The sequence below is a fragment of the Eikenella sp. NML03-A-027 genome (assembly GCF_001648395.1).
Lineage (GTDB): Bacteria > Pseudomonadota > Gammaproteobacteria > Burkholderiales > Neisseriaceae > Eikenella > Eikenella exigua.
Genome location: NZ_LXSM01000011.1, coordinates 66,178 through 88,733 on the forward strand (window position 1 = coordinate 66,178; position 22,556 = coordinate 88,733).

The 22,556-nt window shown below is 57.9% G+C and carries 15 protein-coding genes and 2 pseudogenes; 15 read left to right on the forward strand and 2 right to left on the reverse strand.

Going from position 1 to position 22,556, the window contains the following annotated elements; genetic code table 11:
- Nucleotides 1-111: 111 nt before the first annotated feature.
- The 5 genes from A7P96_RS04825 (at nucleotide 112) to A7P96_RS04845 (ending at nucleotide 7,781) form a co-directional block, all read left to right on the forward strand.
- A complete protein-coding gene (locus A7P96_RS04825) occupies nucleotides 112-1,275 on the forward strand; it encodes an efflux RND transporter periplasmic adaptor subunit (RefSeq protein ID WP_067525177.1) in 1,164 nt (387 codons plus the stop codon).
- A 207-nt stretch (nucleotides 1,276-1,482) separates the two neighbouring features.
- A complete protein-coding gene (locus tag A7P96_RS04830; protein ID WP_067525315.1) occupies nucleotides 1,483-3,420 on the forward strand; it encodes a MacB family efflux pump subunit in 1,938 nt (645 codons plus the stop codon).
- A gap of 122 nt (nucleotides 3,421-3,542) precedes the next feature.
- The gene (locus A7P96_RS04835; RefSeq protein WP_067525179.1) at nucleotides 3,543-4,988 is read left to right on the forward strand and encodes a TolC family protein; all 1,446 of its coding nucleotides are present in this window, start codon (nucleotides 3,543-3,545) and stop codon (nucleotides 4,986-4,988) included.
- A 506-nt stretch (nucleotides 4,989-5,494) separates the two neighbouring features.
- Nucleotides 5,495-7,585, forward strand: a complete 2,091-nt coding sequence (locus A7P96_RS04840) for a carbon starvation CstA family protein (RefSeq protein ID WP_067440154.1) — start codon at nucleotides 5,495-5,497, stop codon at nucleotides 7,583-7,585.
- The gene (locus A7P96_RS04845; protein ID WP_067448708.1) at nucleotides 7,575-7,781 is read left to right on the forward strand and encodes a YbdD/YjiX family protein; all 207 of its coding nucleotides are present in this window, start codon (nucleotides 7,575-7,577) and stop codon (nucleotides 7,779-7,781) included. The genes A7P96_RS04840 and A7P96_RS04845 overlap by 11 nt, the downstream gene beginning before the upstream one ends.
- A 296-nt stretch (nucleotides 7,782-8,077) precedes the next feature.
- On the opposite strand, the gene A7P96_RS04850 is transcribed toward A7P96_RS04845, so the two are convergent.
- Complete coding sequence (locus tag A7P96_RS04850; RefSeq protein WP_067525181.1) at nucleotides 8,078-8,659, reverse strand: LemA family protein; 582 nt, start codon at nucleotides 8,657-8,659, stop codon at nucleotides 8,078-8,080.
- A gap of 952 nt (nucleotides 8,660-9,611) precedes the next feature.
- Here A7P96_RS04850 and A7P96_RS04860 point away from each other — a divergent pair.
- The 10 genes and pseudogenes from A7P96_RS04860 to A7P96_RS04900 form a co-directional block, all read left to right on the forward strand.
- Nucleotides 9,612-10,265, forward strand: a complete 654-nt coding sequence (locus A7P96_RS04860; protein ID WP_067525186.1) for a class I SAM-dependent methyltransferase — start codon at nucleotides 9,612-9,614, stop codon at nucleotides 10,263-10,265.
- 112 nt (nucleotides 10,266-10,377) lie between these two features.
- Nucleotides 10,378-12,288: an ATP-binding cassette domain-containing protein gene (locus A7P96_RS04865; RefSeq protein WP_067525188.1), complete on the forward strand. Its 1,911-nt coding sequence runs from the start codon at nucleotides 10,378-10,380 to the stop codon at nucleotides 12,286-12,288.
- An 82-nt stretch (nucleotides 12,289-12,370) separates the two neighbouring features.
- Nucleotides 12,371-12,775: pseudogene (locus A7P96_RS11190) on the forward strand (glycosyltransferase family 2 protein); the annotation flags it as partial.
- Nucleotides 12,776-12,892: 117 nt separating this feature from the next.
- Nucleotides 12,893-14,035, forward strand: a complete 1,143-nt coding sequence (locus tag A7P96_RS04870) for a glycosyl transferase family 2 (protein WP_067525317.1) — start codon at nucleotides 12,893-12,895, stop codon at nucleotides 14,033-14,035.
- Nucleotides 14,028-14,474: a thioesterase family protein gene (locus A7P96_RS04875; protein ID WP_067525190.1), complete on the forward strand. Its 447-nt coding sequence runs from the start codon at nucleotides 14,028-14,030 to the stop codon at nucleotides 14,472-14,474. Before A7P96_RS04870 ends, A7P96_RS04875 begins: the two co-directional genes overlap by 8 nt.
- A 98-nt stretch (nucleotides 14,475-14,572) precedes the next feature.
- A complete protein-coding gene (locus tag A7P96_RS04880) occupies nucleotides 14,573-15,169 on the forward strand; it encodes an outer membrane lipoprotein carrier protein LolA (RefSeq protein ID WP_067525192.1) in 597 nt (198 codons plus the stop codon).
- 149 nt (nucleotides 15,170-15,318) lie between these two features.
- Nucleotides 15,319-15,966, forward strand: a complete 648-nt coding sequence (locus tag A7P96_RS04885) for a DUF4189 domain-containing protein (protein ID WP_067525194.1) — start codon at nucleotides 15,319-15,321, stop codon at nucleotides 15,964-15,966.
- 238 nt (nucleotides 15,967-16,204) lie between these two features.
- Nucleotides 16,205-17,860, forward strand: a complete 1,656-nt coding sequence (locus A7P96_RS04890; protein ID WP_067525196.1) for an AMP-binding protein — start codon at nucleotides 16,205-16,207, stop codon at nucleotides 17,858-17,860.
- On the forward strand, nucleotides 17,853-20,165 hold the full coding sequence (locus A7P96_RS04895; RefSeq protein WP_067525198.1) for an MMPL family transporter: 2,313 nt from the start codon (nucleotides 17,853-17,855) through the stop codon (nucleotides 20,163-20,165). The genes A7P96_RS04890 and A7P96_RS04895 overlap by 8 nt, the downstream gene beginning before the upstream one ends.
- Nucleotides 20,166-20,209: 44 nt before the next feature.
- Nucleotides 20,210-20,596 (forward strand): annotated as a pseudogene (locus tag A7P96_RS04900) (NAD(P)/FAD-dependent oxidoreductase); the annotation flags it as partial.
- Between the two features lie 212 nt (nucleotides 20,597-20,808).
- Here the strand turns inward: A7P96_RS04900 and A7P96_RS04905 are convergent.
- Nucleotides 20,809-22,224 (reverse strand): OmpP1/FadL family transporter, encoded by a 1,416-nt coding sequence (locus tag A7P96_RS04905; RefSeq protein ID WP_067525201.1) that lies wholly within the window; start codon nucleotides 22,222-22,224, stop codon nucleotides 20,809-20,811.
- Nucleotides 22,225-22,556 lie beyond the last annotated feature (332 nt).

Here is a 22,556-nt window from a genome sequence, read left to right on the forward strand (position 1 = left end):
CAACAAAGTCCCACCGGGGTAAGGATAGGTTAATCAGATGGCGCAAACAGCGACAGTTTCCTAGAATAGCCGCATTTCCCAACAGCTGCCGGAAAGGGCAAGCAGAGCAAAATGAAAAAACCATTGAAATGGACGTTGTGGGCAGTGGCTGCGCTGACCATGAGTGCGGCTGGTTATGCCTTTTTGAATCCAAGCAAGCCGCCAACCACCTATCTCACCGAAGAAGTGAAACGTGCCGACGTGCGCCAAACCGTATCCGCCACCGGCGAAATCTCTGCTGCGCAGCTGGTAGACGTGGGCGCCCAGGCTTCCGGCCAAATCAAGCACTTGTATGTGAAGCTCGGGCAGCATGTGGAAAAAGGCGACCTCATCGCCGAAATCGACTCCACCACCCAGCTCAACACACTGAACACAAACAAGGCCAAGCTGGAAACCTATCAGGCACAGCTCGTATCTGCACGGGTGGCACTGCAAAACGCCGAGCGCAAATACCGCCGCGAGCAGGCCTTGTGGGCGGAAAATGCCACTTCCAAAGAAGAGCTGGAAAGCGCGCAGGGCTCGTATGCCGCCGCCAAGGCGCAGGTGGGCGAGCTACAATCTTCCATCCGCCAAACCCGCATTGCCATCAACACGGCTGAAGCCGACTTGGGCTACACCCGCATCACCGCGCCGATTTCCGGCACGATGGTTTCAGTGAAAGTGGAAGAAGGGCAAACCGTGAATGCGGCGCAGAGCACACCCGCCATCGGCCAAGTGGCCGATTTGAGCCGCATGCTGAATAAAATGCAGATTGCTGAGGGCGACGTAACCCGCGTGAAAGCCGGCCAAACCCTACTGTTCACCACCCTGGCCGACCCCAATAGCGAACGGGAATCCAAGTTGGAAAGCATTGATCCGGGCTTGACTACCATGTCACAAGGCAGCTACACCACTAGCACCGACACTACCAACACCGCCATCTACTACTACGCCCGCGCCCTCGTACCGAACGAAGACGGCAAGCTTGCCATCGGCATGACCACGCAAAACAACATCGTGATCGGTGAAGCCAAAAACGTGCTCACTGTTCCTGCCACCGCCGTGAAGCAGCGCGGCAGCGAGCGCTATGTGCGCGTGCTGAAAGCGGAAAATCAGGTGGAAGAGCGCACCATTACCGTGGGCATCAGCGATGGCACACTCACCGAAGTGAAATCGGGCGTGACAGAGGGTGAGAAAGTAATCGTGTCGGAGAGCGATGGCACAGTGAAAGAGTGGCAGGGTGGTCCGCCGATGTAATAAGAGGTGTCGGACAGCAGATGTGCCTGCAGACTACAGACTACCCGACACTTTCACCGTACTCCTGTCTTAAGTTAAGGCTACCTGAAACCCTCAACCCAAGCCGTATAGACAATTTAGCTTCGCAGCAACTCCGCGGCGCTCTGTTTCAGCTTCGTTGAAGTTATGCTTTCAGGTGGCTCCTGCCACAACAAAATCCGTACGCATATGAACCTAATCGAATGCCGTAATATCAACCGCTATTTTGGTGAAGGCGCCAACCGCGTTCATGTTTTAAAAGACATCAACCTCACCATCCAAAAAGGCGATTTCATCACCATCATTGGCCAATCTGGCTCCGGTAAATCCACGCTGATGAACATCCTTGGCTGCCTCGACAGCGCCTCTTCCGGTTCGTATCAAATCAACGGTGTGGAAACCACACAGATGAGCGGTGACGAGCTGGCCGCGCTGCGCCGGCGCAAATTCGGCTTCATCTTCCAGCGCTACAACCTCTTGGGCGCATTGAGCGCGCGCGAAAACGTGGCCCTGCCCTCCGTGTATGCCGGCATGGATCAGAAAAAGCGATACGAGCGCGCCACCCGGCTTCTGGCCGATTTGGGTCTGGAAGGCAAAGAAGCCAACCGCCCCAACCAGCTCTCCGGCGGCCAACAGCAGCGTGTTTCCATTGCCCGCGCGCTGATGAACGGCGGTGAAATCATCCTGGCCGACGAGCCCACTGGTGCACTCGATTCGCACAGCGGCGAAATGGTGATGGAAATCATCTGCGGACTGCACGCCAAAGGCCACACCATTATTTTGGTTACGCACGACCCGAAAATCGCCGCCTTCGCCAACCGCGTGATTGAAATCAAAGACGGAGAAATCATCGCCGACACCAGCAAAAATGCCGAAATCCCACCCAGCAGCGTGGAAAGCCGCACCGAAAAGCAATCTTGGCTGTTTTATAAAGACCAGTTTGTGGAAGCCTTCAAAATGTCGGTGCAGGCCATCATGGCGCACAAAATGCGCTCCCTGCTCACCATGCTCGGCATCATTATCGGCATTGCTTCAGTGGTATCCGTGGTGGCGCTGGGGCGCGGCACGCAGGAGAAAATCCTTTCCGACATCAGCGCTATCGGTACCAACACCATCGGCGTGTATCCCGGCAAAGGCTTCGGCGACCGCCACCGAGGCCGCATCCGCACGCTTACCATTGCCGATGCCGAAGCCATCGGCAAGCAAAGCTATGTCGATAGCGTTACTCCGACGACCACTTCCAGCGCCACCGCCACCTACCGCAACACCAACGTTACCGCCCAGCTCTACGGCGCGGGCGAGCAGTATTTCAACGTACGCGGCATCAAACTCGATCAAGGCCGGCTGTTTAACCAAGACGACGTGGACACCGCCGCGCAAGTCGTCGTTATCGACCCGAACACCCGCAAACAATTGTTCCCGGAAGGCACCAACCCCATCGGCCAAACCATTTTGTTCGGCAAACGCCCGTTGCGTGTGATCGGCATCAGTGCCGAAGACCAAAGCGGCTTCGGCAGCAACGACAGCCTGCAAATGTGGGCGCCCTACACCACGGTGATGAACCGCATTTCCGGCGAACGCTATATCAGCTCGGTAACCGTAAAAATCCGCGACGATGTGAGCACCTCCGTGGCCGAACAGGGCATCAAAGAGCTGCTGCTGGCGCGGCACGGCAAAGAAGATTTCTTCACCAGCAACAGCGATAGCATCAAGCAGACCATCGAAAAAACCACCGGTGCGATGACTCTGCTGATCTCCTGTATCGCCCTGATTTCATTGGTGGTTGGCGGAATCGGCGTGATGAACATCATGCTGGTGTCGGTAACCGAGCGCACCAAGGAAATCGGCGTACGCATGGCTATCGGCGCGCGGCAGGGCAATATTTTGCAGCAGTTTCTGATTGAAGCCGTGCTCATCTGCCTCATCGGCGGCGCGGCCGGTATTCTGCTTTCCTATTTAATCAGCTTGGGCTTCAACGCTCTGGCCAGCGAGTTTGCCATGTCATTCTCCACCTGGTCGATTGTGAGCGCGGTGTGCTGCTCCACCTTCATCGGCGTGCTGTTCGGCTTCATGCCCGCCAAAAACGCTTCCAAGCTCAACCCGATTACCGCCCTGTCGCGCGATTAGAGACCCCTGGGAGCGTGAGAAGCCACGAAGCTAAAACGCTGCCTGATATTTTCAGGTAGCCTACAACCGGCAACCAAGGCTACCTGAAACCCACCCGACACCCAACCAAGAAACGAGGGTTTATGAACTACACAACCCACCTGCCCATCCGTGCGGCCGCGCTGGCTCTGCTTTTGCTCGCCGGCTGCGCCATCGACCAAACCCCCAACACCCAAATCGGCCTCGCCCAAGCTCAGCGCGACGGCAGTGTACAAACCGCCGCCAGCGAAAGCGGCCACTGCCCCGATCCCGCCGGCTGCGCCTACCAAACCGAAGGCGATTGGTGGCAAACTTTCGGCGACAGCGGGCTCAATGCCTTGGTGGAACAGGCCTTGGCCAACAATGTGGATTTGAAACAGGCCGCCGTTAGTGTGAACAAAGCTCTGTATCAGGCCAACATTCTCGGCGCCAATCTCGTGCCCGAATTCAACGCTTCGCTCGGTGCCAACGCCAACCGCAACCTCGACACCCGCCAAAACAGCCACAGCTACAGCAGCCAGCTCGGCTTAAGCTACGAGCTCGATTTATGGCGCAAACTCAACGCCACCGCCTCTGCCCAAGCGTGGGAGCAGCGCGCCACCGAGCAAGATTTGGCCGCCACCCGCCTGACTGTAATCAACAATGTGGCCGATGCCTATTTTCAGGTAGCCTATCTCAACGAAGCCATTAAGCTCACCGAAAAAACCATCGAGCAATACAAACAAATCCTGCAAATCGCCCGCAGCAAATACCGCCACGGCCGCGTGGCCTCAATTGAGGTTACTCAGGCCGAGCAATCCCTGCTCGCCGCCGAAAACAGCCTGCTGTCCCTGCAACAGAGCCGCAGCAACACCGAAGCCACCCTACGCAACCTGCTCAACCTGCGCCCCGGCCAGGCAATGGCCGTGCAGCCTGAATCCTTCCGCCTGCCCGAAGGCGGCAAGCTCGATTTGAATGTGCCTATCTCCACCCTCGCCGCCCGCCCCGACCTCATCGCCGCCGACTACCGCCTGCAGTCCGCCCTCAAAAGCCAGCAGGCGCAATACCGCAACTGGTATCCCAGCATCACGCTGAATGCCGCGCTAAGCACCTCGTCCGAACACAGCAAAAACCTGTTCAACGTGCCGATATTGGGCGGCAGCGTCAGCCTCAATCTACCCTTCCTCAACTGGCGCACCATGCACTGGAAAGACCGCAGCGCCGAAGCCGACTTTGAAAACGCCAAACTCGCCTTCGAAAAAGCCCTCACCACCGCGCTCAACGAAGTCGATACCAACTACCGTCAATACCGCGCCAGCAGCCAAACCCTAGGAAACCAGCGCCGCCGCCACCGGCTCGATGCCGAAAACAGCCGCTACTACCGTGTGCGCTACCAACACGGCCGCAACGAGCTCAAAGACTGGCTTTCCGCGCTGAACACCGAATATTCCGGTGCACAAAGCCTGCTTGAGGCCCGCTATCAAGCCCTGCGTTACGAAAGCATGGTGTATAAAGCCATGGCCGGGCGCTACCGGAAAGCCCCTGCCCAAACGGCACAGCCCGCACAGTAGGCGGGGTATCAGGATTATCGGCTGAACCACAAAAACCGGACAGGCACACAGCTATCCGGTTTTGCTGTTTTCAGGCAGCCTATTAGGCTTCGGGCAATCGTCAAAGTGGTAGTGGCCAAAGGCTACCTGAAAGCGTCAGCGTGGCCAAACTCCACAAAGCAATCTTTATAATCTTTCTCCCGACCGATTTTTTGTAAAATTTAGTAGGTTACTTTAAATCTATATAGCTGTTTATTGATTTAAGTCAAATCATCCTTGTTTAAGTGCATTTTTGTACTGAATTTAGGCTTTTCTGTCTAAACCATGGCAAAAATAGCAGCTGGCTCTTGAAAATTTAACGTAATTATTTCCACAAATATGTTAAGCTTATACTGTTTGGTAGTTTAAGACGTTTGTGCCTTATTAATGGTACAACGTCCGATTACCGGATAGGGGGCTGCCGAAGTTGGGCAGTACGGCCTGGCCGGACAGCCGTTTTATTTTTGTTGAATCGGAGTGTTGTTATCATGAACAAACTCAAAAGCTTCCTGATATGGGGTGCTGTGGTGCTGGCTGGCTTGGCCTCCTTTACCACTTTGGCTATCCATCGCGGTGAACAGGTAAGTGCAGTCTGGATGGTAATTGCTGCCGTCTCCGTATATGCTATTGCCTACCGCTTTTATAGCCTCTATATTGCCAAAAACGTAATGCAGCTCGATCCCAACCGGCTCACGCCGGCCGAGCGCCACAACGATGGCTTGGACTATGTGCCGACGCACAAAGGTGTGCTGTTCGGCCATCATTTTGCCGCCATTGCCGGCGCCGGCCCCTTGGTAGGCCCAGTACTAGCCGCGCAGATGGGTTATCTGCCTGGTACGCTGTGGATTATCTTCGGCGTAGTGTTTGCCGGTGCGGTTCAGGACGCGATGGTATTGTTCGTGTCCATGCGCCGCGACGGTAAATCCTTGGGTGATATAGTTAAACAAGAGCTGGGCACCGTGGCTGGCGTGATTGCCTCCATCGGTATTCTGATGATCATGGTGATCATTATGGCCGTGCTGGCGTTGATTGTGGTGAAAGCCTTGATCCACAGCCCATGGGGTACCTTCACCATCGCCACCACCATCCCGATTGCCCTGTTTATGGGTATCTACACCCGCTACATCCGTCCAGGCAAAATCGGCGAGATTTCCATCGTCGGCTTTATCCTGCTGGTGTTGGCGATTGTGTATGGTAAAAACGTGGCCGAAAGCTCCTTCGGGCATATCTTCGACTTGGAAGGCTTGTCTATCGCCTGGGCGGTAATGATCTATGGTTTTATCGCTTCCGTACTGCCGGTATGGTTGCTGCTCACTCCGCGCGACTACCTTTCCACCTTCCTGAAAATCGGTACCATCATTGCATTGGCCTTAGGCATCATTATTGTTAGCCCGCCGCTGCAAATGCATGCCGTTACCCGCTTTATCGACGGCTCCGGCCCGGTGTTTTCAGGTAGCCTTTTCCCCTTCCTATTCATTACCATCGCCTGCGGTGCGGTATCTGGTTTCCACGCCCTGATTTCTTCCGGCACCACCCCGAAAATGGTGGAAAACGAAGAACACGTGCGTATGATCGGCTACGGCGGCATGATTATGGAAAGCTTTGTGGCTATTATGGCGCTGGCTGCTGCTGCTTCGCTTGATCCTGGTGTGTATTTCGCCATGAACAGCCCGGCTGCCCTCATCGGCACCGATGCTGCCAATGCCGCACACGTGATCACCACCCAGCTGGGCTTCCCGGTAACTGAGGCCACTCTGCTGCATACTGCCAAAGAAGTGGGCGAGCTCACCATCCTGTCCCGTGCAGGCGGTGCGCCGACTCTGGCTGTGGGCATGGCGCACATCATGAGCCAGTTGATTCCCGGCGAAGGCATGATGGCGTTCTGGTATCACTTCGCGCTGCTGTTTGAAGCTCTGTTCATTCTAACTGCAGTGGACGCCGGTACCCGTGTGGCCCGCTTCATGATTCAAGACTTGGGCAGTATCTTCTACAAACCGTTCGGCAACACCGACAGCCTGCCTGCCAACCTGATTGCTACCTTCATAGCCGTGGCTCTGTGGGGCTACTTCCTCTACACCGGGGTAACCGACCCGCTGGGGGGTATTAACTCCCTATGGCCACTGTTCGGTATCGCCAACCAGATGCTAGCAGGCGTGGCCTTGATCCTGTGTACTGTGGTTCTAATTAAGATGAAACGCGACCGCTACATTTGGGTTACTTTGGTACCGTCTATCGGCGTATTAGTGGTAACTTGCTATGCCGGTTGGCAGAAAGTGTTCGATTCCAGCCCGCGCATCAGCTTTATGGCTCACGCTGCCAAATATAAAGCAGCCTTGGCCAACGGCGAAATCCTGGCTCCGGCCAAAACCGCCGAAGAAATGAGCCGCATCGCGTTCAACGACTATGTGAACTCCGGCCTAACCGTGCTGTTCTTGGCTGTGGTGGTATTTGTGGCTGTTTACGGCTTCCAGGTAGCCATGAAAGCTCGCAAAGTCGGCTGGGCCACCGCCCACGAAATCCCGCCGGTATTCCGTAACGAAACCGCCGGCGCAAACACCGAGTCCGTGAATGAAGCATAAACTGAAACAGCACCTACATCAGGCTTGGAAAACAGCCAAGTTGACCGCCAACCTGATGGTGGGCGTACCGGATTACGCCAACTATGTGGTACGCCAAAGGCGCTATAACCCCAACGCACCGGTGATGACCGAACAGCAGTTTGCAGATTACTGCCGCAAACGCCGCTGTGGCGCCAACGGCGGTCGCTGCTGCTGACTCTAGCTTTAGCGAAACCAAACCGCTTGAAAGGGCATGTCCTTTCAAGCGGTTTTTCTGCATGCTGCGATTGGCGCTCTACGGGCTATGGTAATGTGTTGTTATTATTGTTCAAAATATTTTCAAGCCTCTTCGCATTTTGAAAGGGCTGCCTAAAAACACTTTTTGCCTTACTATTGTCCTAGCCTGCAGAGCACATATAGCTGAAGCAACTTGTCACCCATGCAAAAACCACATCAGCCTTGGGCATACCGAATGGATTCAAAAAGGCTACCTGAAAACCTCATTATCTACCCTTAAAACCGCACCTCAGGTGGCACTTGGTGTTTGGCGCGGTCGGGAAACTCCAAAAGCTGTGCCGGCTGCCGGTGCCCGAAATAGGCGGCGATAATGCTGTGCGGAAACAGCTGGCGCAGCATGTTGTAGCCCATGGCCGCGTCGTTGTAGGCCTGGCGGGCGAAGGCGATACGGTTTTCCGTGCTGGTAATTTCCTCGGCCAGCTGGCGCATATTGGCAGCAGCCTGCAAATCTGGATAGGCCTCAAGCTGCACCATCAAGCTGCGCACAGCTTGGGTGAGCAGGGTTTCGGCAGCAGAAAGCTGCGCCACCGCTTCCGCATTTTCCGGCCGCACACCACCCAGCACGCCAGCGGCCTGATTGCGCGCCTGCGTAACCTGTGTAAAGGTGTCATTTTCGTGTTTCAGGTAGCCTTTGGCGGCAGCCACCAAATTGGGAATCAGGTCATGCCGACGTTGCAGCTGAACGCCGATTTGGGAGAAGGCGTTGCGGTATTGGTTTTGCGAAATCACCAAACGGTTGTACACCATCACGCCCACCACACTCAACGCGGCCGATAAAAGAAGGACAATCCACAACATGAGGCTCTCCTAAGTGTTAAAATTAACGTTTCAATGTTATCACAAAATTTCGTACGAACAACGGTTTGAATGGTTTTCAGGTAGCCTGAACCACAAAATCGCCCTACGCAACCACAGGATAACCGACCTTGACTGAAAAACTAAATAATGCAGACTTTAATTACGATTGCTTGGACAAAACAGAAACGCTATTAAAGAAGCCTTGGAATTGGCTGTCAGCCTAATCAAATTCCTGAATAGATCCCATGATGATGACTATAATCGCTATCGGCGAGGCCCATCCGCATTTAAACGAGCCAGAGCAGACGTTCGAAATGCTCAATAAGGCTCATCAGTCAAGCAAATCTCACGCATTCAAAGGGCACGATAATGCTTGGGAATTTCATAAACCGTACAACACATGGACCGAATTTCGAGCCTGGAACCCCTGTCAGGCTGCCGGAAAGCTTGATTTTTAGACGGCTTTTTCCTGCCCAACACCACCCGCCGCAAAAATGCACCACGACAAAGAAATCCACAGTCACCACCACAACCCTGCCGCACAAACGCTGCAACTGTTTTTAAAACAACGGAGAAACACTGTTATTCCAAAACGTTGCTTATTTTTAGTTTGAAAACATCCGCCTACAAAATGGATTCTGGATTTGGAAAGTATTACCGTACACCAAATTACGGCAAACAATATTGCCAACTTTCCCACATTGGCGTTTTACCAAACTGCCGACACCCCATACATGTATCTTTCATGGGCTCATCCGCAGGGGCTGTAGGTTATATTATCTGTCGCGGCAAGCCATAAGCTATGAGCAAGGTGGGCACTTGCTACCCGCACGTTTTGTATTTGGGGCTACCTGAAACCGCATAAGCATAAATGCCCACCCTACAACAATCGGCAATTTGTATCATCTGCCTACACTACACCTGCTTAAACTACAGACATTAAGGAGCCATAATGGAATTATCCGCTGAACAAACTGCCGCCCAACTGCGCTGTCCGCACGATGAAGCGGGAGTGCTTTTCGGGCAGGTGATGAACCTGCGCAACCTGGCCCAAATCATCAGCGCGTTCGCCGCCGCCCGCCTGCGAAACAGCGACAAGATCTTAGAAACCGGCTGCGGCAACGGCGGTCTGCTGGGCTACATCCTGTCGCAGGCGAACGACCTGCACTACACCGGCTTGGAAATTTCGCCATTGATGTGTGAGCAAGCGCAGGCATTCAACGCGCCGTTTATTGCCGCAGGGCAGGCAGATTATTTGCTGTATGACGGCGGCGCGCTGCCCTTTACCGATGCCGCGTTCGATAAAACCGTGTCAGTCAACACCGTCTATTTTTGGGACGATGCGCCGCTCATGTTGTCCGAATTCTGTCGCGTACTGAAACCCGCCGGCCGACTGTGCCTGAATTTCTGTGAAAAAGAATTCATGTCCAAATTGCCGTTTGCAGCTCACGGCTTCACGTTCTACAACGCCACCGACATCCATGCCCTAACTGATAACCTGCCGTTGCGTTGCGTACTTGAACAGCGCAGCCGCGATTGGGCAGTCAGCAAAAGCGGCAAACTGGTACAGCGTGAATTTGTGGATTTGGTATTTGAACGGATGTAGCAGCTGTAGGGTCAGATACTTGTATCCAACCTACCGCCTGCAGGCTGCCTGAAACCCCATCTGGAAACCAAATGCAGGCTGCAACCCTGAAACATCCACCCCAAGGACACCCATGACCATCCTCCAAGCCGAGAACCTTTCCTTCGCCTTCGGGCACGTCGCGCTGCTCGACAAAGCGTCTTTCCAACTGGCCGCGGGCGACAAAGTCGGCCTGATCGGGCGCAACGGCGCGGGCAAATCCAGCCTGCTGAAAATCCTCGCCGGCGTGCAGAAGCCCGACGATGGCCAGCTCATCCTGCAAAACGGGCTGAAAACCGTGTATGTGCCGCAGGAGAGCTTTTTCGACGGCGCGGCCGCCGTGTTCGACATCGTGTCCGAAGGGCTGGGCAGCCTGCGCGGCGTGCTGCGGCGTTACCACGAAATCGGCCGCGAACTGGCGCACGGGCAGAACGACAGCTTAATCAAAGAATTAAACGAACTGCAAAACCAAATCGAAGCGCAAAACGGCTGGCAGTTCGACGCGCTGGTGAGCCAGACTATCGGCGAACTGGGGCTGCCTGAAAACGAAAAAATCGCCAATTTGTCCGGCGGGCAGAAAAAGCGCGTCGCGCTGGCGCAGGCATGGGTGCAGAAGCCCGACATCCTGCTGCTGGACGAGCCGACCAACCATTTGGACATCGACGCGATTTTGTGGCTGGAAAACCTGCTGAAAAACTTTTCAGGTAGCCTGATTGTGATTACCCACGACCGCCGTTTTTTGGACAATGTGGCCAACCGCATCGTCGAACTCGACCGAGGCAGCCTGCGCTCTTATCCCGGCTCGTTCGCCAAATACAGCGAGAAAAAAGCGGAAGAACTGGCCGTAGAAGCCGAACACAACCGCCTGTTCGACAAATTCCACGCGCAGGAAGAGGCGTGGATTCGCAAAGGCATCGAAGCGCGGCGCACGCGCAACGAAGGGCGGGTTAAGCGTTTGGAAGAATTGCGGAAACAGCGCGCAGCGCGGCGCGAACGGCAGGGGCAGGTGTCGTTCAAGCTGGACGCGGGCGAGAAAAGCGGCAAAATTATCGCCGAACTGGAACACGCCTCGTTTGCGTACGGCAACAAAATGATTATGAAAGATTTTTCCGCCGTGATTCAGCGCGGCGACAAAATCGGCCTGATTGGCGCGAACGGCATCGGCAAAACCACGTTTTTGAAGCTGATTTTGGGCGAACTCGCGCCCACCGGCGGCAAAATCCGCCTCGGCAGCAAGCAGGAAGTGGCGTATTTCGACCAATTCCGCAGCGCGCTGAACGAAAACGACACCGTGTTCTACACGCTCGGCCAGGGCAACGATTATGTGGAAATCGGCGGCAAAAAGCGGCACGTGATGGGCTATCTGGAAGACTTCCTGTTCCACCCCGCCCGCGCCCAGTCGCCCGTGTCGTCACTTTCCGGCGGCGAGCGCAACCGCCTGCTGCTGGCCAAACTGTTCACCCGCCCCGCCAACATTTTGGTGCTGGACGAGCCGACCAACGATTTGGACATCGACACGCAGGAATTGCTGGAAGAACTGCTGCGCGACTACGCCGGCACCGTGTTCCTCGTCAGCCACGACCGTATGTTTTTGGACAACGTGATTACGCAGAGCATTGTATTTGAAGGAGAAGGCCGTCTGAAAGAATACATCGGCGGCTATCAGGACTATGCCGACGCAAAAGCACGCGAAGACAAAGTGCAGGCTGCCACCGCCACCGCCACCAAGCCAGAAAAACAGCCGGAAAAAGACAAGCCCAAGCCCAACCGCAGCGTGAAGCTGTCGTACAAAGAACAGCGCGAACTCGACGCCCTGCCCGACGAAATCACCGCGCTGGAAGCCGAACAAGCCGATTTGAATACCCGGCTTTCCGACCCGGAAATCTTCAGAGATTACGAAAAAGCAAGCAGCCTGCAAGCGCGGGCGGAAGAAATTGAAATGCTGCTGCTGGAGAAATTGGAGCGGTGGGAGATGCTGGAAGGGAAGCAGAACGGGGAGAGTTAAGTTTGGCTTCGTTGAAGCTGCGCTTTCAGGTAGCCCTTCCGCCCTTTTGCTACAATCCAGCCTTTCCCACCGCCGCCCAATCATGAAGCTCCTCGCCGTCATTCCCCACTACCGCCACCTCGGCACACTGCCGCAGGTGGTTTCCGCCCTGCGCCATTGCGGTTTACCCGTTTTGGTGGTGGACGATGGCTCGGGCGAAGACTGCCGCGCCGGTTTGGAGGCGTTGCGTGGCGAGGGCGTTCAGGTGGCCTTCCGGCCGGTGAACGGCGGCAAAGGCAGTGCGATGAAATGGGGCTTCAAGCTGGCGGTGGAGCAAGGTTTCAGCCACGTTTTGCAGATTGATGCCGACGCGCAGCACAGCTTCGCCGACATCCCGCGTTTTGTCGAAACCGCGCGTGAAAGGCCGCAGGCCGTGGTGTGCGGGCGGCCGGTATACGACGGCGACGTGCCTAAATCGCGCCTCTACGGCCGCAAAATCACCGATTTTTGGAACGTGCTGCACACTTGGTCGTTCGACATCAAAGACGGCATGTGCGGCTTCCGCGTTTATCCGCTGGATGCCGTTTTGCCCATCCAATACGGCGGCGGCATCATCGGCGAGCGCATGGATTTCGACAACGAAATCCTCATTCGCCTGCATTGGTCGGGCGCGCCCTTCGTGTGGCTGGACACGCCCGTGCGCTACGAAGCGGGTGGCGTATCGCACTTCAACCTGCGCCGCGACAACCTGCTCATCAGCAAAATGCATGCCCGCCTGTTTTGCGGCATGGTTGCCCGCCGCCTCGGCCGCCTTTTCAGACGGCCTCAAGCCGCACAAACCGAACAGGCGCATTGGTCGGCACAGCGCGAACGCGGCCACCGCCTCTTCCTCAAGATTACCGAATGGCTGGTGCACTACCTGCCCCTGTGGCCGGTGCACGGCATCGCCGCCCTCGTTGCCGCCTATTTCTACCTCACTTCCGCCGCCCAACGCCGCAGCGTGCGCCAATATCAAGGCTACCTGAAAACCAGTTTCCCCACCGTACCGCTGCCCGCGTGTTTCCCCGTATACCGCCAATTCGCCGCCTTCGGCCAAGCCGTGGCCGACCGTTTTGCCGTTTGGCAGCATAAAATTACCGTGCCCGACCTCGTGGTGGAAGACCCCGACAACCTGTATGCCGATATAGATAACCACAACGTACGCGGCCAAATCCTCATCTGCTCGCATCTGGGCAACATCGAAGTGTGCCGCGCCCTCGTCTCCCACCACCAAGGCTTCAAACTCAATGTGCTCGTGCATAACGCCCACGCCGAAGATTTCAACCGCGCCCTCAAAGCCGCCGGTGCCAGCGATTTGCAGCTGATTCAGGTAGCCGGGCTCGACGCCGCCAAAATGCTCCAACTCTCGCAAAAACTCGACGCCGGAGAATGGCTCGCCATCGCCGCCGACCGCACCCCCGTGCGTGGCAACAAAACCGTGCCCGTGCAATTCCTCGGCCACACCGCCCACCTGCCGCAAGGCCCCTGGCTGCTCGCCGGCCTGCTGCGCGCGCCCACCAACACCGTCTTCGCGTTAAAAGAACACGGCCGCTACCACCTCTGCCTCAAACGCTTCCGGCCCGCCCCTGGCTGGACAGCCGCCACCCGCAAACAAGTGATCGAAAACATGGCGCAACAGTATGCCGACGTCTTGGCCGCCCACGCCGCGCGCGCCCCCCTGCAATGGTTCAACTTCTACGACTTCTGGAGTAACGCCCCACATGGCTAAACACATCTACTGCCGCCACCACACCGAGATCGAAGTTCCCTTTTTCGACGTAGACGTGATGCAGATCGTCTGGCACGGCCACTATGTAAAATACCTCGAAATCGCCCGCTGCGCCTTCCTCGACGCCATCGGCTACAACTACACCGTTATGCTCAAGCACGGCCACGCCTGGCCCGTGGTAAAGCTCGACCTCAAATACATCCGCCCCGCCCGCTTCGGCCAAAAAATCCGCGTGGAAATAGCCGTAACCGAATACGAAAGCTGCCTGCGCATCGACTACACCCTGCGCGACGCAGAAAGCGGCGCCAAACTCACCCAAGCCCACACCACCCAAGTCGCCCAACGCATCGACAACGGCGAAATGCAGTTCCAAACCCCCGCAAGCTGGCAAAAGGCCGTGCGGCAGTTTGCAGGGTTTGCCCCCTTGGCCAAGGATTGAGGCTACCTGAAACCCCGCGCCCTCCTCACACTGCACGCCTTCCCCGCAAATCCACTATACTATGCTTCCCTTCCCACTCCCCGCATAACCCCGACACCATGAAAAAACTCCTCCTCAGCCTCCTCCTTTCCCTTGCCGCACTCCCCGCACCCGCTTTCAGCACCGCCGAACTTGCCGCACAGCTGCAAGCCCCGCAGAGCGTGCAGGGCAGCTTTATCCAGCAGCGTTTTTTGCGCTCCATAGACAAACCCGTGCAAACCGGCGGCCGCTTCGCCCTGCGCCCCGGCCGCGGTCTGTTTTGGCACCTGCAAAAACCGTTTGAAATGAAACTGCGCGTGCGCCGCAACGGCATCAGCCGCCAAGACGCGCAAGGGCAGTGGCGCGCCAACGGCAGCCAAACCGCGCAGGCCGCGCAAGTGAAACTCTTCATGGCCGTGCTCGGCGGCGACACGGCCGAACTGCAACGCCACTTCAACCTCGCCCTTTCCGGCAACGCCCGGCAATGGCAGCTCGCCCTCACCCCGAAAACTGCTGTAATGCGACAAGTGTTCAACCAAATCGTCATCAGCGGCGGCCAGCTGGTGCAGAAAGTGGAGCTGGACGAAAAACAGGGCGACCGCATCGTGATGCAGTTTAGCCAGCTGCAAACCAACCAGCCACTCAGCCCCGCCGCCCAACAAGCCTTGGGCGAATAAGCCAAGCCAGAAATCACTTTTAACTACGCGGGAGCTGCGCTTTCAGGTAGCCTTCAAGCAGCGGGATAGATGTTTACAATATCTTGTTTTTTGTTACAATCCGATCAGCGGCAATACCCTTATTCCCCTTTCCAAACAGGAGCGGCAAGATGAAGCAAACCATGATGAAGACGGCAGCGGGCGTAATGGCGGCGCTGCTGTTGGGCAGTGCGGGCTTGGCTTGGGCACAACCCACACCAGCGCAAATTCAGCAACAACAGTTTCAACAGCAACAGCAAATGATGGATGCGATTCGATCAGACAATATAAGAAATTGTGGAGACGAACATGGGCATGGTTGCCGTCAGCAAAACTCCGGCCCCACCGCCGCCGAAATACGCGCCTGGGAGCAGCGCGAGGCAAAGGTGCAAGCCGAAATCGCGGAACTGCGCCGCACGCCGTTTTACATGGCGATTGCCTATGATTTCGGTACGTTTGAAATCATGTGGGCCGGTGGCTATTATTCTGAACACCGGGCAGTTGAGAGAAGCTTGAAACAATGCAAAACATCCAATTGCCAGGTATTTGCAACCTTCTCAAACGCTTGCGCCGTGGTTACGCGCCCGGACAGGGGGGCGCGCTCAACAGAAGATTTGTTTGTCGGCATTGATACCGACGACTCAAGAGCCGCGGCCAAATCCATACAGGCCTGCGAAGCCCGACATGGGCAAGGGCAATGCAGCTATTTGGATGTGCGTACTAAAAACGGCATGGCTTTCTGCACGGGCTACGATTACAGTATCTACGGCCATCGTTAAGCCGGTTACAGCCAAAAAGGCTACCTGAAATTTCAGGTAGCCTTTTGCCAAGCGTAACCTGCATAGGTGACTTGCAGCTTCCGCCGCCCATGTGCCACTTCGTTTTATTTTTCGGCCCGCAGGAACTTCGGCCCACCGTTCCAAGCCTAACAGCGGGCTGCCTATACGACGCTTTTCAGATAGCCCCTAAAGCTGCCTGAAACACCGCCAATCCCTTATCCAACCCAAACCCGAAACCATGTCCATACTCCCGCTTTTAAACCGCTCCCCCGATTCCCCGCTGGCCGAAGACTGGACAGCCTCGCAGTTTTCCGCCGCCACGCTCTCGCTGGCCGCGCGTTTGCGCGCGCACAAGGTGCAGGCTGCCGCGCTGTGGTTTGACGATGCGGCGCGCTTTGCTTCTGCGCTGCTGGCCGCTTGGCTGGCGGGGGCGGAGGTGTATCTGCCGCCGAATCTGGCGGAGGAAAACCGCCGTTGGGCGGAAGCGGGCGGGGCGGTGTGGTTGAGCGACGTGCCGGAAGTTTCAGACGGCCTCTGGTTGTACGACGGGGCGGCGGAGCAGGCGGCCGCGCCGGCGGAAGCGTTGGAATGGCCGCGTGAAAACGTGCTGTATCTGAAAACTTCCGGCTCTTCGGGCAAGGCGAAGGTGGAAACCAAAACGCGCGCGCAGATGCTGGCCGAAGCGGCTGCGCTGGCCGAAAGGCTACCTGTAAGCTGGCGCGGCCTGGCGGCGGCGGGCAGCGTGAGCCCGCAGCATTTATACGGGCTGACCTTCCGCGTGTTCGTGTCGCTGGCGGCGGGCTGGATAATTGGGCGGCGGCAGTGCGTGTATCCCGAATTGCTGCTGGCCGATTCGCGCCGCGAATGCGTGTGGATTGCCAGCCCCGCGCTGTTGAACCGCTTGGGCGAGGGGCGCGATTGGGCGCGGCTGCGGCAGCATGTGCGCGGCATCATCAGCGCGGGCGGGATGCTGCCGGCGGCCACCGCCGCGCTGCTGCAAGAGAAGCTGGGCTTTGCGCCGCACGATGTGTACGGCAGCACGGAAACCGGCGTGATCGCGCTGCGGCAGGGCGGTGCTTGGGAACTGCTGCCTGAAGTAGAGGCTTCGGTAAACGAAGAAAACATTTTTCAGGTAGCCTCGCCGTGGAGCGGCGGAGTGCGGCAAACCGCCGATGCGGTGCGGCTGGACGGGCGGCGGCTAGAGCTGCTCGGCCGCCAAGACCGCATCATCAAACTGGAAGACAAGCGCGTGTCGCTGGCGCAGCTGGAGCACGATTTGCTCGCCCACGGCTGGGTGGCCGACGCGCATTGCGCCCGCCATCCGCAGCACGACCGGATTGCCGCCTGGGCGGCACTTTCCGCCGAGGGCATTGCCGCGCTGCGCGAGCAGGGGCGTGCCACCGTGGCGCAAACCCTGAAACAGCATCTGGCCAAAACGCAAGACACCGCCGCGCTGCCGCGCTATTGGCGTTTCGCCGCCGCCCTGCCGCGCAATCCGCAGGCAAAAATCCGCGAGCAGGATTTTCAGGTAGCCTTTACTCAGCCGCAAACCGCGCCGCAGTGGGCTTTGCTGCACGCAAACGAAGAAACGCGCGAATATGCGTTTGAAGGCATGGTGCCGCTGGATTTGACTTATTTCGGCGGCCATTTCGCCGATTTCCCGCTGGTGCCCGGCGTGATTGAAGTGCAGTGGGCAATGGATTTGGCGGCGCGCTTCGACTGGGGCGGCAAACCGGTGCAACACATCGAAAACCTGAAATACCAGCATTTCGTACGCCCGCACGACACCGTGCAGCTCACGCTGCGGCACGACGCGGCGAAAAACAAAATCCATTTCGCCATCAGGCAGGGCGACACGCCTTGCGCTTCGGGCAGGGTGGCGTTGCATGACTAGGCTCGCGTGGCTGTATGCCCTGCTGCTGGCCTTCGCCGCCGCATGGCTGGGCTGGGGCTTGTCGCAAGGAGGCCGCCTGCAAACCGACCTCACCGCGCTGTTGCCCGCCGACGCGCAGGTGGACGCGGTATGGCGCGCGGCAGACGAAGCGGGCGAAAAACAGCTCAACGGCCAAATCCTGCTCTTGGTGGGCAGCGAAGATGCCGACCGCGCCTTCGCCGCCGCCGAACAGGTGGCCGGCCGCTGGCAGCAAAGCGGCCTGTTCGCCGCGGTGGACAGCTGCCTAAACCCCGATTTGGCGCAGCTGCGGCAGGAAATCCGCCGCCTCGGCGTGAACGCCCTGCCGCGCGAACAGCAACAACTGCTCTTGCACGCCCCCGCCGCCTATTTCCAACAGCGCGCCGAAGACGCGGCCAACCCGTTTGCCGCGCAAATCGTGCCGCTGGAAGACGACTGGCTCGGCTTCGCCCGCTTCGTGCAGCAAAAACAGCCTTCCAGCCGCCTGCAATGGCACAGCGGCAACGGCATGATGTATAGCGAACAAGACGGCATCACTTGGGTGTGGCTGCGCGCCAGGCTACCTGAAAAAGCCGCCGCCGATCAGGCCGAACGCCTGCTGCCGCTTCTGGCCGATTCCCGCGTCCAAGCCGAGCGCGGCGGCTACCGCCTGCTGGCCGCCGGCGGCGCATTGTTTGCCGCCGAAGCCAAAACCCAATCCGAACGCGAAAGCGGCCTGATGTCCGCCATCGGCCTGTCGCTCACCTTCGCCCTGCTGCTGGCCGTGTTCCGCAGCCCGAGCGTGTTTGCGCTGGTGTTGCCGCTGGGCGCGGGCATGCTGCTCGGAGCGGCGGCCGTGGTGGGCGCGTTCGGGCATATCCACATCCTCACCGTCGTGATCGGCACCAGCCTGGTGGGGATGCTGGTGGACTTCCCGCTGCACTGGCTCACGCCCTCGGTGTTTTCGCCCGACTGGGCGGCCAAAGAAGCCATGCGCCGCGTCCTGCCCGCCTTCCTCGCCGGACTGGGCATCACCGCCACCGGCTACCTGCTGCTTGCCTTCACCCCGCTGCCCGTGCTGCGCCAAACCGCCGTGTTTTCCGTGGCCGCGCTCGGCGGCGCGTTTGCCGCCACCGTGCTCCTGCTGCCGCCGCTGTTCCGCGGCTACCGCCCCCGCGCCGCCCGGTTTGCCGCCGCCATGCGCAAGCTCGCCGCCGCCCGCCTGCACTGGCTGCTCCTGCCCATCCTGCCGCTGGCCGCTGCAGGCTACCTGAAAACCGACTGGCGCGACAACATCCGCGACTGGGCGGCCCTGTCGCCCCGGCTGATCGCCGAAATGCGCCAAGTGGCCGACATCAGCGGCAACGACACTGGCGGCCGCAGCATTCTCGTGCAGGCCGACAACGCAGACGAACTCTTGCGCCGCAGCGCACAAGTGGAAGCCGCCCTGCAACCCTTGGTCGGCAAAGGCGGTCTCGGCGGCGTGCAGTCGCTCAACCAATGGCTGCTGCCCGCCGAAGAACAACAAGCCCTGCTCGCCCAACTGCGCCGTCTGGCCAAGGAGCCCGCCCCCGCCGCCGACCCCATGCTGCAACTCGGCCTGAAGCCCGACACCATCCAAACCGCCCTGCAGCAAGCCGCCGCGCAGCCCGTCGTCCCCCTTGATCAAGCCTTAAGCGGGCAAACCGCCGAAGCCTGGCGCACCCTCTATCTGGGCAACATCCAAGGCCAAGAAGCCGCCCTCGTGCGCGTGCAAGGCCTGAACGATGCCGCCACCGTGCAAACCGCGCTCTCCGCCCTGCCCTGCAACCGAGGCGGCACCTGCGCCCGGCTGGTGGACAAACGCGCCCGGCTGAACGAACTCTTCCGCCACACCCGCAACCACGCCGCCTGGCTCAAACTCGCCTCCTTCGCCCTGGCCTGGCTCGTGCTGAGGCGCATCTTCGGCGCACGGCGCGGCAGCCTCATCCTCGCCGTGCCCATGATTTCCGCCGCCGCCACCGTCGGCCTGCTCGGCTGGCTCGGCCTGCCCATCAGCCTGTTCGCCATGTTCGGCCTGCTCTTGGTAGCCGCCGTGGGCGCGGACTACGCCGTCTACGCCCTCACCGCCCGCGAAACCCCCGCCGCCAAACTCGGTGGCATCCTCCTCGCCGCCCTCACCACCGCCATCTCCTTCCTGCTGCTCGCCATCAGCACCACCCCCGCCGTCGCCGCCTTCGGCATCACCGTATCGCTCGGCGTGGGGCTGAACGTATTGCTCTCGGCCTGGCTGCTGAAAAAGGAAGCCGCAGGGCAGGAGGCCGTCTGAAAGGCTACCTGAAACCCACACCCCCATCCTTAAGGAGACCAAACATGTCCCAATCCTGCGATATCGCCATCATCGGCGCCGGCCCCTCCGGCGCAGTCGCCGCCGCCCTGCTGCTCAAACACGGCTTTTCCGTATGCGTGCTCGAAAAGCAGCATTTCCCCCGCTTCGTCATCGGCGAAAGCCTGTTGCCGCACTGCATGGAATTCATCGAAGAAGCCGGCTTCCTATCCGCCGTAGAAGCCGAACCCAGCTTCCAGTTTAAAAACGGCGCCGCCTTCACCTGGGGCAGCCGCTACACCTATTTCGACTTCACCGACAAATTCACCCCCGGCCCCGGCACCACCTACCAAGTGCGCCGCGGAATCTTCGATAAAATCCTAATCGACGAAGCCGCCAAACAAGGCGCGGACGTGCGCTTCGGCCACGCCGTTATCACCATACCGCCATTTTAGGTTCCAGCTCATTTTTCAGGTAGCCTCTTGCCTGCCTCGGCATCATTGGCAAGCATCATTTGAGGCTACCTGAAAGTATTGGCTTCAGCACAAACTAAAACACAAAAGCAGCAGCCTGCACTTGCTACCCAGCAAAGTGCAGGCTGCTTTTTGGTATTTTCAGGTAGCCTTTTCCGTTGCCACTAATCTAATCAGAATTTATAGGTGTACTGCAAGCCTAAGATATGGGAGTGGCTTCTGAATTTGGCAGAGCCGTGGGTGCGGCTGGACACACAAGCCTGCGAGCCGGGGCCGGAGGCTGTGCCGCCGCACCAGCCGTTTACGTTGGCGGAGGTGTTTTTCACGTGCACGTAGCTGTAGGCAAGATTTACGCTGTGTTGCTGATTGATGTCGTATTTGCCGCCCAGAGAGAACCAGAGGCGGTCGGCATCGGGCAGGGTGCTCATACGGGTGTTGGCGCCGCGTACGGGGGATTGGTCGTAGGCGATACCGAAGCGCAGTTGCAGGGGATCGGTTATTTGGTAAGACGCGCCGAGGGAGAGCTTATAGGTGTTGCGCCATTGGGGGGTGAGGATAGTTTGGTTGCTGCGGGCAAGGCCGCCGGTTTGGGGGTTGGCCACGGTTTTGGTGTTGCCGAAATTCAGCTCGGCACGGTTGAAGCGGGAGTGGCGCGTCCAAGTGGCGTCGCTATAGAGCGACCAGCGCGGTGTGAGTTTGTACATACCGTGCAGGGAGAAGGATTCAGGGGTAACGATGCGTACGTTGGCTGCTTCGGATTCAGCGTAACCATTGGCGCGGAGGGCGTTGGAAAGTGCGCCGCCCATCGGGGTTTGGAAGGCTGCGCCCACCAGTTTCCATTCGGCATCGCCGCGCAGGTTGTGGCTGACTTTGGAGCGATAGTTTGCGCCCAAGCGCAGGGAATCGTTCACGTCCCACAGCCAGGCGAGGTTGTAGCCGAAGCCCCAATCGCTGCCTTCCACGCTGGCGTAGCCGTCGGCAAAGCCGTTACGGCGCAGCGGAGGGAAAGCGCCGAAGTTGGCATATTGGCGCAGCTTGGCGGTGGTGTGTTGTGCGACGAGGCCGAGGGCGATGGAGTGCTGGTCGTTGATTTTATAGGCAACGGTGGGCTGGATGGCGATGGTTTTCACGCTCAACTCATTCAGGTTGTAGCGCAAAACGGCATCATGTTGATATTCGGTGCCGGAGCCGAAGGGAACGTACATGCCCAAGCCGAGGGCAACGTTATCGTTTAGGCGGTGCGACAAATAAAAATGTGGCGCAACCACTATGCTCTTCGGGCGGATGTTGCCGGAAGTGGCGCCTTGCACGGGTTGGTTGGTGCCGGGGTAGTAGGCTTCGGCATCGCTGTATTTCACGCTGGGGGCAACAAGGTTGACGTTGATGCTAACCTGCGTGCCTTCAAGTTGGGTGAGGCCGGCAGGGTTGTGGAACAAAGTGGAAGGGTCAGCGGCTTCGGCGGAGGATGAATTGGCTGTGGATTGGCTGCTCACGGATTGAGTGCCGAAATGGTAGCCGGAAGCCCAGGCTTGGATGGAGAAGGCGGCAGCCAGCAACAAGGCGAGGCGGGAGAAATGGCGGGTTGTCATGATGTATTCGGTTAAAGAAATAAGATGTTTGTCGATTAACAGGCAAGTTTTCAGGTAGCCTTGATGAAAGAGACTACCTGAAACGTTACGCCATACAGCTAAACATCTGCATCCGTTGCGGCTTGCTGCCCCGCATACATAATAATGAAGCTGTTTGGCTATTAACGTTGAATAACTATTCTACACGAAACTTCGTGCAGAAATAAAACTCAGCGGCCAAAACAGCACGAGTCTATAATGTTAGAATTGGTAAATTTCCAACAGATTGCCAGAGCTCACGAAATTTCGCCACATCGTTTTACTTTCTAGGCAGGTGAAGGCATAAAATTGCC

Excerpts from the sequence above, each read along its gene's own strand:
- A7P96_RS04825 (WP_067525177.1), top strand. The coding sequence starts at position 112 with ATGAAAAAACCATTGAAATGGACGTTGTGGGCAGTGGCTGCGCTGACC.
- A7P96_RS04830 (WP_067525315.1), top strand. The coding sequence starts at position 1,483 with ATGAACCTAATCGAATGCCGTAATATCAACCGCTATTTTGGTGAAGGC.
- A7P96_RS04835 (WP_067525179.1), top strand. The coding sequence starts at position 3,543 with ATGAACTACACAACCCACCTGCCCATCCGTGCGGCCGCGCTGGCTCTG.
- A7P96_RS04840 (WP_067440154.1), top strand. The coding sequence starts at position 5,495 with ATGAACAAACTCAAAAGCTTCCTGATATGGGGTGCTGTGGTGCTGGCT.
- A7P96_RS04845 (WP_067448708.1), top strand. The coding sequence starts at position 7,575 with ATGAAGCATAAACTGAAACAGCACCTACATCAGGCTTGGAAAACAGCC.
- A7P96_RS04850 (WP_067525181.1), bottom strand. The coding sequence starts at position 8,659 with ATGTTGTGGATTGTCCTTCTTTTATCGGCCGCGTTGAGTGTGGTGGGC.
- A7P96_RS04860 (WP_067525186.1), top strand. The coding sequence starts at position 9,612 with ATGGAATTATCCGCTGAACAAACTGCCGCCCAACTGCGCTGTCCGCAC.
- A7P96_RS04865 (WP_067525188.1), top strand. The coding sequence starts at position 10,378 with ATGACCATCCTCCAAGCCGAGAACCTTTCCTTCGCCTTCGGGCACGTC.
- A7P96_RS04870 (WP_067525317.1), top strand. The coding sequence starts at position 12,893 with ATGGATTTCGACAACGAAATCCTCATTCGCCTGCATTGGTCGGGCGCG.
- A7P96_RS04875 (WP_067525190.1), top strand. The coding sequence starts at position 14,028 with ATGGCTAAACACATCTACTGCCGCCACCACACCGAGATCGAAGTTCCC.
- A7P96_RS04880 (WP_067525192.1), top strand. The coding sequence starts at position 14,573 with ATGAAAAAACTCCTCCTCAGCCTCCTCCTTTCCCTTGCCGCACTCCCC.
- A7P96_RS04885 (WP_067525194.1), top strand. The coding sequence starts at position 15,319 with ATGAAGCAAACCATGATGAAGACGGCAGCGGGCGTAATGGCGGCGCTG.
- A7P96_RS04890 (WP_067525196.1), top strand. The coding sequence starts at position 16,205 with ATGTCCATACTCCCGCTTTTAAACCGCTCCCCCGATTCCCCGCTGGCC.
- A7P96_RS04895 (WP_067525198.1), top strand. The coding sequence starts at position 17,853 with ATGACTAGGCTCGCGTGGCTGTATGCCCTGCTGCTGGCCTTCGCCGCC.
- A7P96_RS04905 (WP_067525201.1), bottom strand. The coding sequence starts at position 22,224 with ATGACAACCCGCCATTTCTCCCGCCTCGCCTTGTTGCTGGCTGCCGCC.